This is a genomic window from Botryobacter ruber (assembly GCF_003347595.2).
GTDB classification, from domain to species: domain Bacteria; phylum Bacteroidota; class Bacteroidia; order Cytophagales; family Hymenobacteraceae; genus Pontibacter; species Pontibacter ruber_A.
In genome coordinates this window covers 14,047-28,273 of the sequence record NZ_QCZK02000031.1, presented here as the reverse complement: position 1 = coordinate 28,273, position 14,227 = coordinate 14,047, and the positions used below count along the sequence as shown (strand labels likewise).

The following is a 14,227-nucleotide window of genomic DNA, read 5'->3' as shown; positions in this document are numbered from 1 at the left end:
AGCAAATATAAGGCCTATTCTATGTAAGATGGCTAAAAATCTGCTGCACCTGCCACCACAGCCTCTGCTCTTCCCGATCAGTAAAACGAAACTGCTACAGAGAAAAAAATCCCTCTCGGTGAGGAGAGGGATTTTAGAATTTATCGGCTCAGGTATAAATTTCGCTCGGAGTAAACGTTGGTGAAGTAGTCGTCCTGCAGATCGTCGATGAAGTAAATGGCCTCACCGGTCGATTTCATTTCAGGCCCCAGTTCCTTGGTTACTTCCGGGAATTTATTGTGCGAGAACACCGGCACTTTAATCGCGTAGCCCTGCTTGTACGGATTGAAGTTAAAATCCTTTATCTTCTTCGCACCCAGCATCAGCTTGGTCGCATAGTTAATATATGGCTCTTTATACGCTTTGGCAATAAACGGAATGGTACGCGAAGCACGCGGGTTGGCTTCGATCACGTACACCACCTCGTCTTTGATAGCATACTGAATGTTGATGATACCGACAGTGTTAAGCGCCAGCGCAATCTTTTTAGTATACTCTTCTATCTGCCGGATAACATTTTCGGAAAGGTCGAAAGGAGGCAGTACGGCATAGGAGTCGCCGGAGTGGATACCGGCAGGCTCGATATGTTCCATGATACCGCAAACATACACATCCTCGCCATCAGAGATAGCGTCTGACTCTGCTTCGATAGCATGATCCAGGAAGTGGTCGAGCAGCACCTTGTTGCCCGGGTGGTCCTTCAACAGATCGATCACGTGGGCTTCCAGCTCTTTCTCGTTGATCACGATTTTCATGCTCTGGCCACCCAGCACGTAGCTCGGACGCACCAGCAGCGGGAACTTCAGCTGCTTGCACAGCTCCAGCGCCTCCTCAGCCGACTCAATCACACCAAACGGAGGATACGGGATGTCCAGCTCACGCAGCAGCGAAGAGAAAGAGCCACGGTCTTCGGCCAGGTCAAGGGCTTTGTAGCTCGTTCCCAGGATCTTGATGCCGTAGCGATCCAGTTTCTCGGCCAGTTTCAGGGCTGTTTGTCCGCCCAGCTGTACGATAACGCCTTCCGGCTTCTCGTGCAGGATGATATCGTAAATGTGCTCCCAGAATACCGGCTCAAAGTACAGCTTGTCTGAAATATCAAAGTCGGTACTTACAGTTTCAGGATTACAGTTGATCATGATGGTTTCGTAGCCGCACTCGCGGGCTGCCAGCACCCCGTGCACACAGCTGTAGTCGAACTCGATGCCCTGGCCAATGCGGTTTGGTCCGGAGCCCAGTACCACAATCTTTTTCCTGTCGGTAACGATACTTTCGTTTTCGCCGTCGAAGGTGCTGTAGTAGTAAGGTGTTTTGGCTTCGAACTCGGCAGCACAGGTATCCACCATTTTAAACACACGCTTGATGCCAAGTTCGGTACGCACGGCATGCACTTCGCTTTCGAGGCAGCGCAGGATGTGCGCCAGCTGACGGTCGGAGAAGCCTTTTACTTTGGCTTCGCGCATCAGGTCGGCAGGCAATGTCTCTAAAGTATATTTACCAATTTCCCGCTCAAGCATTTCCAGCTCCTCAATCTGGGCCAGGAACCACGGGTCAATTTTAGTTAGTTTCTGGATCGTGCTGGTCGGGATACCGGCATGCATGGCATCTTTGATGCAGAACAAGCGGTTCCAACTTGGGTTTTGCAGGTTGTAGATGAGCTCGTCGTAATTGGTCATCTCCTTGCCGTCGGCGCCTATACCGTTACGCTTGATCTCTAAGCTCTGGCAGGCTTTCTGGAGCGCTTCCTGGAAGGTACGGCCAATGCCCATCACCTCACCCACACTCTTCATCTGCAGACCAAGCTTGCGGTTGGCGCCTTTAAACTTGTCGAAGTTCCAGCGCGGTATTTTTACGATCACATAATCCAGGGCAGGCTCGAAGTAAGCCGACGTGGTTTTGGTGATGGCGTTTTTCAGTTCGTCCAGGTTATAGCCAATGGCCAGTTTGGCGGCTATTTTGGCAATAGGATAACCAGTGGCTTTGGAGGCAAGTGCAGAAGAACGCGAAACACGCGGGTTAATCTCGATGGCAATGATGGTATCGTCTTCCGGGTTAACGGAGAACTGCACGTTACAGCCGCCGGCAAACTGCCCGATGCCGTTCATCATTTTGATGGCCAGGTCACGCATCTGCTGGTACACGGTATCAGGCAGTGTCATGGCAGGCGCTACTGTAATAGAGTCGCCGGTGTGTACGCCCATCGGGTCGAAGTTCTCGATGGAGCAGATGATGATCACGTTGCCCAGGTTATCGCGGAGCAGTTCCAGCTCATATTCTTTCCAGCCCAGGATGCTTTGCTCGATCAGTACCTCGTGCGTAGGCGAAGCATGCAGACCACGGTTCAGGGCCGCATCAAATTCTTCGGGCGTGTTCACGAAGCCTCCTCCTGTACCGCCCAGCGTAAACGACGGACGAATTACCAGCGGAAAGCCTATTTCCTGCGCAATTTCTTTTCCTTCCAGGAACGATGTGGCTGTTTCGCCTTTACAAACGTTAACGCCAAGCTCGAGCATTTTCAGACGGAATTCCTCGCGGTCTTCTGTCGTTTCGATGGCTTTGATGTCAACACCGATAATTTTAACGCCATACTTTTTCCAGATTCCGGCTTTTTCGCAGTCAATGGCTAAGTTTAATGCCGTCTGGCCTCCCATTGTCGGTAGCACCGCATCAATTTTGTGCTTCTCCAGAATCTCGATGATGTACTTTTTCTCAAGCGGCTTGAGGTACACATTGTCTGCCGTGATACTATCGGTCATGATAGTGGCAGGGTTGGAATTGATAAGGGTTACTTCTATTCCTTCTTCGCGAAGAGAACGGGAGGCTTGTGAGCCGGAGTAATCGAATTCGCAGGCCTGGCCAATTACGATAGGACCAGAACCAATAATAAGAACAGATTTAATACTGGTGTCTTTTGGCATGAGTTGGTAGGTATAAATTGCCCAAAGTTATGTTAAATTTTAAAGGCAGTCAATATAAAATGTAGATTGGTCATTTTTTAAGTTAACAAAGCCGGGAATTGCAGCAGCATTTGCAAAAATTGTTTTGTAAATTTAAGCTAAGTTTTATTATATTGATGACCGCAAACTCCCGGATACCGCTGTGGAGGTCGTGCAACGGCAAAATGGCTTTTAATTACCCGCCGGAACCAAACTCTCCCACTAAGCCTTCGGGCTTCTTCGACAAGAGCTAAAAAACTTAACTTAAATTTAACTTTGGCACCTGGCGCCCTGCTTATTTATGAAAAAAGTTTACCTGCTACTCCTGCTGATCTGCTGCTTTACAGCCCCTGCACTCCAGGCGCAGAAAGTCAACTGGAGCACACCGGAGGAATATCTCCGCGACACGGCCCAGATTGCCCAGACCATACGGTGGCTGGAAGACAATGCTTTCCCGGAAAATTTTAAAGACCGGAAAGACAAAGCAGCCTATGTATTTAAATGGCTGGAAGGCGCACCGTACACGGTAATGGTAGACGGTACCTTTATCGAAAGTATTCTGAAAGACAAAAGCTTTGCCTATAAAGATATGATTGTGCCGCAATTTGTTTTCGGGAAAGGCCTGTACCTGATCGAAAACAAAGGCGATAAAAACGAACTAAGGGCAAATATGCGCGGCCTGGAAAGCATTTTAAAATTGTACAGCCAGATTAAGGCAAAAGATGCCCGCGCCAAAAACAAGACACTCGACAAATACGCAGCGCTTGCTTCCAGGAACGAACTGGAGGCGTATGTACGCAAACAGATGAGGCTGTAGCAGCCAACCAGCACCAGGCAAGGCAGCTGCTTTGCAAAACCACAACACACAAACCCAACTTACCTATGAGAACACCGCGCGAAAACGACTTTATCACCAACTCCGATGAGAGCAAGGTAGTGCCCGACGAAAACCCGGAACCGCTGAAGGGCACCAAAACAGACGAGCCAGACACTACGCCAGACGAACAAGACAAAAAGGAAGAAAATGACAATCCCACCACAAAAAGCGAAGAGAAGAAGCCATAATGTGCAGCAAAAGCTGTAGTCGCGGCTGCAGCCTATTTTACCGGGATAACAGGAAACAGCGGCCATGCAGCACCTGCAGCTAACAGGCGAGGTTACTGAAAGATACTTGTGGCCGGAGTCTGCCTGTTGTAAAATGTTCCTTTGTTAACTTCTACCGCTTTTAATTGGTACAGCTTAAGGCTGTGTCCCTGACTTTTGTAAGAGTAGTATTACCAATTTATTCTGTTCTATGGTTTGCTTTCAATCAGAGTACTTACATATAGAATACCATGAGCCTGACAAAATCCTGATCAGCCAGTGGTATGGCACCTGCACCAGCCTGCAATACCGGCAGGCGCTGCAGCAATCGGTGCAATGCTCTAAAACACACGATGTGAACTTTGCCATCGTGGACCGGCGCCTCCTTTCTCCGCTTTCGGCAGAGGACCTGCAATGGACATCGGAAAATTACCTGAACGCGCTGTACCAGCTGCCCCTGAAACGGTTTGCTATTCTGAATCCATTTAATGTGGAAGCAGACCGGCAGCAACAGCAACTTATGCAGGCATACACCAAGCAGCTTCCGTTTCAAATTCGCAGTTTCGAAGACCTTACCTCCGCCTACGACTGGCTTATGCTTCAGGAGGCCTGAGGCAGAATTAACAGCCAAAGCAGACAGTAGCTGCAGAGGCAATGGTAACTGTGGCTGCAGAAAGATTTTAGAACCGGATCGGGTTTAAGTAGTGTTCTGCCCCTGCCACCATTGCCTCTGCCCATCAGAACCGGCGCCTGTTTCGGCACCAGGGTTCCGGTAGTGTGGGGTTACTCCTCCAGCACCTTGTTCACCGTTTCCTGCAGCTGGTCGTAGGGCAGGTAGCCCCGCGCCACCAGGTACAGTTGCTCGCCTTTTTGCAACACAACCGCCGGGAAACCGGTAATTTTCCAGCGTTGCACCAGCTCAAACTCTTCCTTTGCCCTGGCAGTATATTGCTCATCGGTAAACTTCTTTGTAAAATCGGCTTCTGCCAGGCCGTATTCCCCGGCCAGCGGCAGGTAAGTTTCCACCTCATTCAGGTCTTTGCCTTCCACAAAATGCAAGTGCTGTATAGCCCGCGCCAGTGGCACCTGCTCCGCCGGCGCCTGCTCTTTCAGGATAACCAGCGCCACCGACGGCGGCAGCGAGTTGGTGATATAAGTACCTTTGTCCAGAATTCCTGTTTTGTAGGGTTCGCCCACTTCCACACCCGACACATGCTCCAGGCGTGGCATGGCATGCCGTATGTATTCCGCCATCCCGCTGATGGGCCGCACATTGTCGCCTGTGATCATGCCGCCGCTAATCACCTCGAATTCGAACAGATCCTTATAGTCTGCGTGAAACTGTTTCATTACCCGACCGAAACCATAACACCAGCCGCAAAGGGCATCGTACACATAAAACACTTTTGGCTTTTTCATACTGGACATTTTTATTCGTTTGTTAGAAGATGATGTACCGGCGTAACAACGTGTTTATCACGACAGCGGCAGGCTGTTACCTCCTGCTACGCAAAATATTGAATACAGGACACCAAACAAAGCCTGAGCTAACTTAACTTTCGCTATATTGCTTTAGACTTTCCTATGTTCCGGTTAATGCGAAAATTGCTGCTGTCTTGCTCCAACAATATGCTATCTGTACTCCTGATACATTAGATTTCACGCGAATGGGACAAGTAGTAACAGGATTATTTCGGGCTATACGCCGTATAAGGTAATATAATACTATACCTAAAGACATGTTGTACAATGTGCTGAAGTTTATCGCCCGGATTGGGCTGTGGGTATTTTTCAGGAAGTTTGAAGTGCGCAACCGTCACCTGATGGACACAGAAGGTCCGCTGCTGGTTGTATCCAATCATCCGAACACGTTCATGGACCCGATTGTAACAGCAACGCTCTTGCGACAGCAGGTCTACTTTATCACCAAAAGTACCGTCTTCAGCACCCCCTTCCGCACCTGGCTGCTCCAGCACATGAACCTCGTCCCGATCCACCGCCGGGAAGATAATCCTGACCTGAACATCAGCAACGAAGAAACCTTTAAGGCTTGTTTTAAAGCGCTGCGGGAGCGCAAGTCACTGCTTATTTTCCCGGAAGGGAACAGCTTTAACGAGCGGCGGCTTCGCAAGATCAAAACAGGCACAGCGCGTATTGCACTTGGTGTGGAGGCTACTTCACACCAACCGCTGGGGGTAAGAATACTGCCCGTCGGGCTTAACTACTCCGACCCAACCCGCTTCAGGAGCGACCTTTTTGTAAATGTCGGCAACCCGATTGACGTGGCTTCTTTTCTGCCGGCATATAACACCGACCCGACAGCTGCGGTTAAAGCCCTTACAGACCACATCAGGCAGCAGTTGGAGAAGCTGATTATCGTAACCGCATCGGACGAGGAGGACGAACTGGTGCGTAACATCGAGGAAATTTACAGAACCAGACTGGCAGCCGGCTCCCAGATAACAGCACCCGAACACGAACATCATTTCCTGCTTACCAAATCTATTGTAAAAGGCCTGTCTTATTTCAACGAAGTTGCCCCGGAACTCCTCCAGAACCTGAAACAGCAGATATCCGACTACAGGCTTCAGTTGAACCGGCTACGGCTACAGGACGCCGTGCTGCGGAAAGGCCACACCAAGCTGCTGCGCCACAGCATCCGGATGACCATTTTCCTGTTGCTTTGCTTTCCGCTTTACCTGTACGGGCTGCTCAACAACTACCTGCCGTACATTATTCCCTCCAAAGTGGCGAAACGGCTTACAGAGGCGCAGGAGTTTATGGCTCCTATCATGATGACCGTAGGCATTTTCTCTTTCCCGCTTTTCTACCTGCTCCAGAGCATCCTCTTCTGGCACTTAGTACCGAACTTATTTTACCTGCTGCTCTACATGGTCAGCCTCCCCGTCAGCGGCTTTTTTACGCTGCAGTACTGGAACACGTTTGAGCGCATACAGGACCACTGGCTGCTGCTCAAGCTGTTCCTGAACAGGAGCACACTTTTATCAAAGCTCAGGGAACAGCGCGAGAAAGTGCTTATAGCGCTGGAAGAGGCGCGCATGCTTTACCTGCAGAAGCTCAAGAAGGAATAAACATCACGCCCCGTCTCAGAAAAACATCCCATCTGCCTTCAGTTCCCGACCCGGTGTATATGGTTTGAAATATAAAGCAAAACGTTTCTCTCAAACATTTTTAAACCAGCTTATTACTGAAGCAAAAAACAGTATTTATTCCAGCACACCCCATTACCTGTTTTTCTAATTTCTTCGTAAAATGATAATTAGATTTAGTCTCTTTAAAAACTACAAAACTATGAGAAAAACTTACGTGAACTGCCTGGCTTTAGCGTTAATGACCGGCACCGTTTTATCTGCTTGTTCTTCAAGCACTACAGAAACTACCAGCGAGCCGCCTTATGGCACCTCCACTCCCAGTGATGCTACTATAGAAGAAACAGACACGATGGGAACTTATGAACAGGACACGACAGGTACAACCACCGGGATGACCACAGGCAGCACAACAGGAATGACGACCGGCACGACAACGGGTACCACTACCGGAACAACAACCGGTACTACCACTGGTACAACGACAGGAACGACTACTGGCACAACAACGGGTACGACCACTGGCACCACTTCCGGTACCACCTCGGGAACCACCACTTACTAGTAACCAGACAACTGATATGTAATGCATGAACAAAAAGGCAAACACCAACCGGTATTTGCCTTTTTGCTTTAACCGTAAATTTTTGGAAAATGAATTTTGTGGGGAGCTATTTACGAAAAGTTTTTACCGTTGACCTGCGGGCACTGGCCCTGATGCGCATCTGGCTGGCAGGTATCGTACTTACGGATCTGGCGATAAGAGCCACCGACCTGGAAGCCCATTATGCTGACACAGGCGTGCTGCCGCTCCATGCACTGCACCAGCATGCTTGGCATCAGTACTTTTTTTCATTTCATGCTTTCAGTGGTTTATGGCAGTTCCAGGCGGTGCTTTTTGCGGTGGCTGCTGTTTGTGCTACCAGCCTGCTGGTGGGCTACAAAACAAGGTTTGCCACCATTGCTACCTGGCTGCTGCTGATCTCGCTCCAGAACCGGAATGTGCTTATTGCACAGGGCGGCGATGATTTGCTCCGGATGCTGCTCTTCTGGGGTATATTTCTGCCGTGGGGCCGGTTCTACTCATACGACGCTGCCAAAGCCTCGACACCTGCTACAGAAACCCGGTATTTTAGTGCTGCCACAGCTGCTTACATCCTGCAGCTGTTCCTGCTGTATGTTTGTGCGGCCTTACTGAAAAACTCGCCCGAATGGAATTCGGAAGGTACTGCCCTCTACTACGCCCTAAGCCTCGACCAGATCCTGATGCCGCTTGGCAAACTCATTTACCCATACCCGGAACTGCTCCGCCTGCTAACCCTCGGCACCTACTACACCGAACTGCTGCTTCCATTTCTGTTGCTCATACCCTTCTATAACGCCTTCTTCCGGTTGCTGGTGGCGGGGGTGCTGGTGCTGCTCCATATAGGCATCAGCCTTACGCTGTTTGTCGGGCTATTCTACCTCATCAGTATCGCTTCGGTAACAGGGCTGCTTCCTGCCAATGCCATGGACTGGATAGAGCAACGTTTTCTATCATCTTTCAAACGGCCGTTCAGCGGGCAGTTCAAGCGTGTGTTCAGGGAAATAAGCTTTCCGGTAACGGTACGGGTAGAACTCCAGTGGCCACGGACGTTCCTGCAGGTAGCCAGGCAACGACAGTTCAGGGAAGTGTTTGTGGGGGTGATGCTTTTTTACAGTATCTGGTGGAATATCAGCGAAACGAACCTGCACCTGCCAAAGCTTCCGGAGCATACAAAGTGGCTTGGTATTTTATTGCGCACCGACCAGCGCTGGGGTATGTTTGCTCCTGTTGTGTTTAAAGATGATGGTTGGTATGTGCTGGAAGGCAGCACAACTGCCGGCAAAACCATAGACCTGAACCAGAAGGGCAAGGAAGCTGATTATGCGAAACCGGCTTCTGTGATGGCTATGTTCAAGAACGACAGGTGGCGGAAGTACTCGGAAAACTACCTCTTTATCAGCAACAGTGCCATCCGCCCCTACTACTGCCACTACCTGCTGCGCCAGTGGAACGAGCAGCATCCTGACCAACAGGTAACGAAACTGCATGTAGTATACATGAAGGAGCCTACGCGACCCGGTTATCAGACTGTAAAACCAAAAAGAGAAATGCTTTGTGCCTGCGCCACCGCTAAGGAATAGCACAGGCACAAAACCTGTTTACTCATCCTCATCTGAAGCCAGCGCGTAGCCTACCGCAGCGGCAGCCAGTCCGCCCAGCAGGTACAGGCCGAAGGTCATGGCTTTGGTTTGGTTCGTACGGTTAGCAGGAGCTTCGCCCAGCCCCAGCGGACCAGGCAGTAAAATAGCGCCTGCGCCTGCACTGGCGCCTAACAGCGCACCACGCCACAAAGCTTTTTTGCCCGAGCCGGTAAAGCTGTAGTAAACCGAATTTGAGATAACGTCTCCTACCAATGCCCATGTGTGCAACTCATCGTCTGGCGGTGGCTCTTCGCCTGCTTTTTTCATTGTTTTGGCAATCGCGCGCATGCCCAGCAAATCCATACGCGGGGCTTCGGGTACCATGCGCCTTAAGCTTTCATGCGCCACCGTTAAAATGCAGGCGCCTGCCAGGCCACCTGCCAATGCTTTTATCACACTCATAGTTTTAGTAGATTTTGTTTGGGCTTGTATACGCAAAGTACACGACAGTTGGTGAAAAGATTAACCCAACACAGCCCGCTCACTAACTCATACCATTGGCACTCAAATCAATACACATCAACATAGCAAATAGCTTTTGCTGAAGAGCAGAGGCTCTGGTGACTGTAGCTGCAGAAAAAAAATGTGCCAACTGCCGCTAAATTTTGTCTCAGCTACTCCCACCACTGCTTTACCTCCTACTTGGCAACCATCAAACTGCTCCTGAAGTTCTGCAGCCACTGTCACCATTCCTGTTACTGCACCTTGTACAGGTCGGCCAGCACACCGTCTTCCCCTACTTTGCGTTCATCTTTTGGGCTGTCGAATACGACCAGCAGGGTGGTATCATCAAAAAAAGCCAGTCCTTCTGCCTTGTCCTGGCCGGATGTTTTGCCGGAACCATGCGGTACCTCGAACTGGCGTTCCAGGTCTTTGGCCCATACCATCGAGTCGCCTTCCTGCTTTAAGGCATTGCGCCATTTATAAATCGCGATAACACCATCCAGGTCCATGGTAGGGCCGGCCAGTACAAAAATATCGTCGTTGCTGATGCGCAGTTCCCGGATGCCTTTGCCCTTCAGGTGCAGAAAGTGCTTTTTGTATGGCCTTTCGGAGGTAATCTTTTTCAGGTGCAGGTAGCCGTGCTTGTCTTCGTCCTCTTCTACCTCAATCTCCAGCACCAGGGCCCAACCCATCAGCACCGGCCCCCGAAGCCCGATAAAAATACGTTTTCCGCTGATGCACAATCCTTCAATGTCGAAGCCGTTGTCTTTGCTGGGTATCCTGAAATAATCTGCCAGGTGCTCATCCTTTTGAAGCACCTTGGTTAACTCGTTTCCCTTTTTGCTTCCTTTCAATTGGGCGGCATGCAAGATTTTGTCTTTATGGTCGGGGTGGGGACACGCTTTGTGCAGCGTGTAATCGCCGGTTTCTTCCTCGTACACAATGGGAATGCGGGCCAACATATAACGATTCTCCTGTGCCTTTACTTTTGCCAGCCGTTTCATCTGGTCTTCTACAGAGTCGTGTTTGCGGGGCTTTTTGCGGCGCAGGCTATGCGAACCAATAATCCAGAGGTAGTTACCGGCCACCCCCATTCCTTCTATGTCTACTTCTTCGCCGGCTTTCCCCGGCAGGTCCAGGTAGTCGCTTAGTTTAAAGGACTTATGTTTTCCGTAGGTACCATCTTCCAGTTGCGTCAGCCGCTCCACTGTGGCACGTTCATCACAGGCCAGCCACAGATTTTTCCCGGTATTCAGTACAGTAGATAAATCGTTCCGGACATGCTCCCCATCGGGGGAATAACTTTGCGCAGCATCAAACTGCAGCAGAACTTGTTGCTCCATGGTTTATAAATTCTGGTGAAGGATAAAAAAAAACCGACTGCATTGTGTACGGCTGATGGCAGGAGAGGTAACGGGTTAATTTATAAAGATCTGATGTTCTGCCACACTTTAAAACACCGAAGCCAGGCATGGCTGCCTGGCTTCGGTATTCAAAATATTAAAGGAGCGTTACGAAGTGCGGTGCATCTTCTTCTGGCCCAGGATATTTTTTCCTTTCATAGAGTTCATGGTTACCCAGCCTGCACCAAGGGCAAGCAGCGTACCACCAACAACTTTTTGTGTTGTGCTTAAGTTGTTTACTTTATCAAAGGTAGTGCTACCAAACTGCTGTATTTTATGCGGCAGTTCCTGTAATCCACTTTTGTTCAGCATGTCGTTAAACTGCGAACCCGATTTCGTGGTCGTAGTTTTATTATTTGCGGTTTCCATAGTTTTAAAATTTTAATTAACTTGTATTATTTAAAGCGCCCTGGCAGCTGCACCAAAACCCTTGTTGCTTCAGCCACCAGAACTACCTAGTGTTATTTTATCGGCTTTCCCGAAATATTGTTTCACCATCTCCCTTTTTTATTAATTTTCATAGCCAATTCCCGGAAAAACACCACATCGAACCTATTCCCCCTGGCTGCTGCCCGGCTGCTGTTCCTTTAACAAAATGTAACAAATAACACATCGCCTTTAGATCACGTCTTCTTCGTTTCTTGCTCCAAGCGCTTTCCGGTAGCTCATTACTTCCATCAGGCTGATACCAATGAGCAGCCACATACCTCCGAGCAGGAAGCCCGCCAGCACATCGGTTAAAAAATGAACTCCCAGGTAGATGCGGCTAAACCCAACAAGCCCGATGATGATGGAGGTAGCCCAGAACACGATATTCCGGTAACTGCGCCTTCTGTAATGCCTGAAAAGCAAATATCCAATAAAGCCATAATTGGAAGCTGCGGTAGTTGCATGTCCGCTGGGGAACGAAAAATACCTTTCCTGGTAATAGGCCACGTCAGCAGGCCGGTCGCGGCTGATAATCTTTTTACCATACCTAGCCGACAAACCCGCTCCGCCCGCCATGAGCCAGAAAGCCAGAATAGCCACGTACCGCTGCCTGTACAGAAAAACGCCCGTAATAATAGCGCCTACTATAAACACAGCCTCCCGCCCGCCCAACTGGGTAAGCAGGAAAAAGGCGCTGCTCAGCCACTCCGAACGCACGCTGTAAATGGAAGCGGTAAAATGCTCATCCACCATAATAACGCCATTCGACTCGACCACTTCTTCAGTGAGCTGCGACAGGAGCAGCATATTGAGCATAAACACCGTTACCAGCAGGGTGAGGGGCAGGCCCATAAAAGAAGTAGTGCTAAACCGGTAAATAATAAAGTAAAAAGGCCGCGGGTAGCGCTTCCGCAGCCACATGATCACAGGGTGCTGCAGCACGGCCTGAACTGTTTCTCTTACTTTTTGCGATAAAAGATTTCTCATAAAAGGAGTGCTGTGGTTGTACTGCTTTCGTTTTATGGTAATACTTGTTTTGTGGTGGTAAGTTCTGAACAGCAACAAGTCCACTGCTCCTGCAGCACTGGGTTCCAAGGCAATTTTGGAATTGCTGCACCAGTTACCACTCCCGCTGCTGCAGCCATAAGATATTGCGCTGTTCACCCAGATGTAAAGCAAAACACAACAAACCGCTTGCATTTAAAGTACATATTTTGTATGAGGAAGCATGGATATATATTAGATAAACTCCTGCTGGGTGTGGGAATTATTTTACTGGTTTTGCTCTGGATTCAGTTCCCGGCACAACCAATACGAGAGATGCAGGTTTATCCTGCCTATACGATTCCATCAAGTGACGAAGAAGAACAGGATTTGGATAATGGCGATATTACGCACCCGTCGAAAGCGCTTTCGCCACGACAGGTGATTCAGATACAATTGGTTGCACTGCAGAAAAATGACCGGAACGATAGCGGTATTATTACAGTGTTTAACTTTTCGTCGCCCGCCAACAGAATGCTGCTGGGCCCCCTGAACCACTTCCGGATAATGGTACGGAACCCTGCTTACAAGCCAATGCTCAACTTTGTTTCGTACAAAGCAGGCCAACTAGTTGTAACAGACGACACCGCGCACCAGCTGGTGGTAGTTAAAGGCCGCGACGGGGCAGAAACAGCCTACATGTTTACCCTGACCAAACAGAAAAGAGGGCCGTACAGAGGCTGCTGGCTGACCGCAAACGTATCGATTATGGAACCGGAAAGTCCTGTTTACTTCACCTGATGCCGATAATTTGTTTAATTGCACCAGCCAGAGCTGCCGCACCACTAGAAGGTGCTGCGGCAGCTCTGGCTGGATAAAAATGCAGCTTTACCAGCCACTGATCACTTAATTTTACTATGCTGCTACTGCCTCCACCGCTTTATCCACTCCATGGCAGTACCACTTTGCCCGTTTGTTAAGATATCATTAATTCCATTTTAATATCGGCACGCTGGTAAATGCTGGGCGGCATGGGCACTTCCACAAAGCCCAGCTTGCGATACAGGTTCAGGGCACTGTGCAGGCCTCTGTTCGATACCAGGTACACTTTTTTTGCGCCTGCTTCTTTTGCCTTTGCTATGGCTGCTTTGCCTAAAGCCATGCCAAGTTTCAGGCCCTGCGCTTTTTCTGTCACAGCCATCTTAGCCAATTCAAAAACGTCGTCATGCTCTTTTATCAGGGCACACGTACCTACCGCCTCGCCCCGATACAAAGCCATCAGGATAAAACCGCCTTTGGCAAGAATGTAGCCCTGCGGGTCGCCTAACGATTTTACGTCCGCCTCCTCCAGCACGAAGTAGCGGGTAATCCATTCTTCGTTCAGTTTTCGGAAGGCAATGGCATGCTCAGGCGTAAAATCGACTATCTGTGCTCCCTGGGGTGCACCTGCAGTATGGTCCTTCATAGGATGCTTGTTGTCATGTTGGCGCAAAGATAAAAAATACGCCAAAGCTTTACAGCGGCCAGCAGACACAGGAGCGCCGGCGGTGTTGTGTGCCACCTTCTCCTGCAGGAA

14 protein-coding genes are annotated in these 14,227 nt (G+C 49.6%); 7 read left to right on the top strand and 7 right to left on the bottom strand.

Translation table 11 applies throughout. The features are described from left to right. Positions 1–140 precede the first annotated feature (140 nt). Entirely contained in the window at positions 141–2,954 is a 2,814-nt protein-coding gene (gene carB / locus DCW36_RS08925) for a carbamoyl-phosphate synthase large subunit (protein WP_114782194.1), read from the bottom strand. A gap of 319 nt (positions 2,955–3,273) precedes the next feature. Between carB and DCW36_RS08920 the strand changes: the two genes are divergently transcribed. From DCW36_RS08920 to DCW36_RS08910, 3 genes are all read left to right on the top strand, one after another. Further along, positions 3,274–3,789 carry a hypothetical protein gene (locus tag DCW36_RS08920; RefSeq protein ID WP_114782193.1) on the top strand — a complete coding sequence of 172 codons (516 nt, stop codon included), beginning with the start codon at positions 3,274–3,276 and terminating at the stop codon, positions 3,787–3,789. A gap of 65 nt (positions 3,790–3,854) precedes the next feature. Beyond that, the gene (locus DCW36_RS08915) at positions 3,855–4,037 is read left to right on the top strand and encodes a hypothetical protein (RefSeq protein WP_114782192.1); all 183 of its coding nucleotides are present in this window, start codon (positions 3,855–3,857) and stop codon (positions 4,035–4,037) included. Positions 4,038–4,266: 229 nt separating this feature from the next. Next, on the top strand, positions 4,267–4,668 hold the full coding sequence (locus DCW36_RS08910; protein WP_114782191.1) for a hypothetical protein: 402 nt from the start codon (positions 4,267–4,269) through the stop codon (positions 4,666–4,668). A gap of 170 nt (positions 4,669–4,838) precedes the next feature. On the opposite strand, the gene DCW36_RS08905 is transcribed toward DCW36_RS08910, so the two are convergent. Continuing rightward, positions 4,839–5,474, bottom strand: a complete 636-nt coding sequence (locus tag DCW36_RS08905) for a DsbA family protein (RefSeq protein ID WP_164891081.1) — start codon at positions 5,472–5,474, stop codon at positions 4,839–4,841. Between the two features lie 320 nt (positions 5,475–5,794). On the opposite strand from DCW36_RS08905, the gene DCW36_RS08900 reads away from it, so the two are divergent. From DCW36_RS08900 to DCW36_RS08890, 3 genes are all read left to right on the top strand, one after another. Further along, positions 5,795–7,147, top strand: a complete 1,353-nt coding sequence (locus tag DCW36_RS08900; RefSeq protein WP_114782189.1) for a lysophospholipid acyltransferase family protein — start codon at positions 5,795–5,797, stop codon at positions 7,145–7,147. Between the two features lie 220 nt (positions 7,148–7,367). Next, a complete protein-coding gene (locus DCW36_RS22715; protein WP_205702902.1) occupies positions 7,368–7,730 on the top strand; it encodes a hypothetical protein in 363 nt (120 codons plus the stop codon). 98 nt (positions 7,731–7,828) lie between these two features. Further along, positions 7,829–9,331, top strand: coding sequence for a hypothetical protein (locus DCW36_RS08890; RefSeq protein WP_394344801.1), 1,503 nt, complete (start codon positions 7,829–7,831; stop codon positions 9,329–9,331). An 18-nt stretch (positions 9,332–9,349) separates the two neighbouring features. On the opposite strand, the gene DCW36_RS08885 is transcribed toward DCW36_RS08890, so the two are convergent. The 4 genes from DCW36_RS08885 to DCW36_RS08870 form a co-directional block, all read right to left on the bottom strand. Further along, the gene (locus DCW36_RS08885; RefSeq protein ID WP_114782187.1) at positions 9,350–9,793 is read right to left on the bottom strand and encodes a hypothetical protein; all 444 of its coding nucleotides are present in this window, start codon (positions 9,791–9,793) and stop codon (positions 9,350–9,352) included. Positions 9,794–10,086: 293 nt separating this feature from the next. Further along, on the bottom strand, positions 10,087–11,178 hold the full coding sequence (locus tag DCW36_RS08880; RefSeq protein ID WP_114782186.1) for a DUF3616 domain-containing protein: 1,092 nt from the start codon (positions 11,176–11,178) through the stop codon (positions 10,087–10,089). Positions 11,179–11,346: 168 nt separating this feature from the next. After that, positions 11,347–11,607, bottom strand: a complete 261-nt coding sequence (locus tag DCW36_RS08875) for a hypothetical protein (protein WP_114782185.1) — start codon at positions 11,605–11,607, stop codon at positions 11,347–11,349. Positions 11,608–11,856: 249 nt separating this feature from the next. Then, complete coding sequence (locus DCW36_RS08870; RefSeq protein WP_114782262.1) at positions 11,857–12,654, bottom strand: phosphatase PAP2 family protein; 798 nt, start codon at positions 12,652–12,654, stop codon at positions 11,857–11,859. A gap of 231 nt (positions 12,655–12,885) precedes the next feature. Between DCW36_RS08870 and DCW36_RS08865 the strand changes: the two genes are divergently transcribed. Further along, a complete protein-coding gene (locus DCW36_RS08865) occupies positions 12,886–13,452 on the top strand; it encodes a DUF4864 domain-containing protein (protein ID WP_114782184.1) in 567 nt (188 codons plus the stop codon). Positions 13,453–13,627: 175 nt separating this feature from the next. On the opposite strand, the gene DCW36_RS08860 is transcribed toward DCW36_RS08865, so the two are convergent. Next, a complete protein-coding gene (locus DCW36_RS08860; RefSeq protein WP_114782183.1) occupies positions 13,628–14,116 on the bottom strand; it encodes a GNAT family N-acetyltransferase in 489 nt (162 codons plus the stop codon). Between the last annotated feature and the right edge of the window lie 111 nt (positions 14,117–14,227).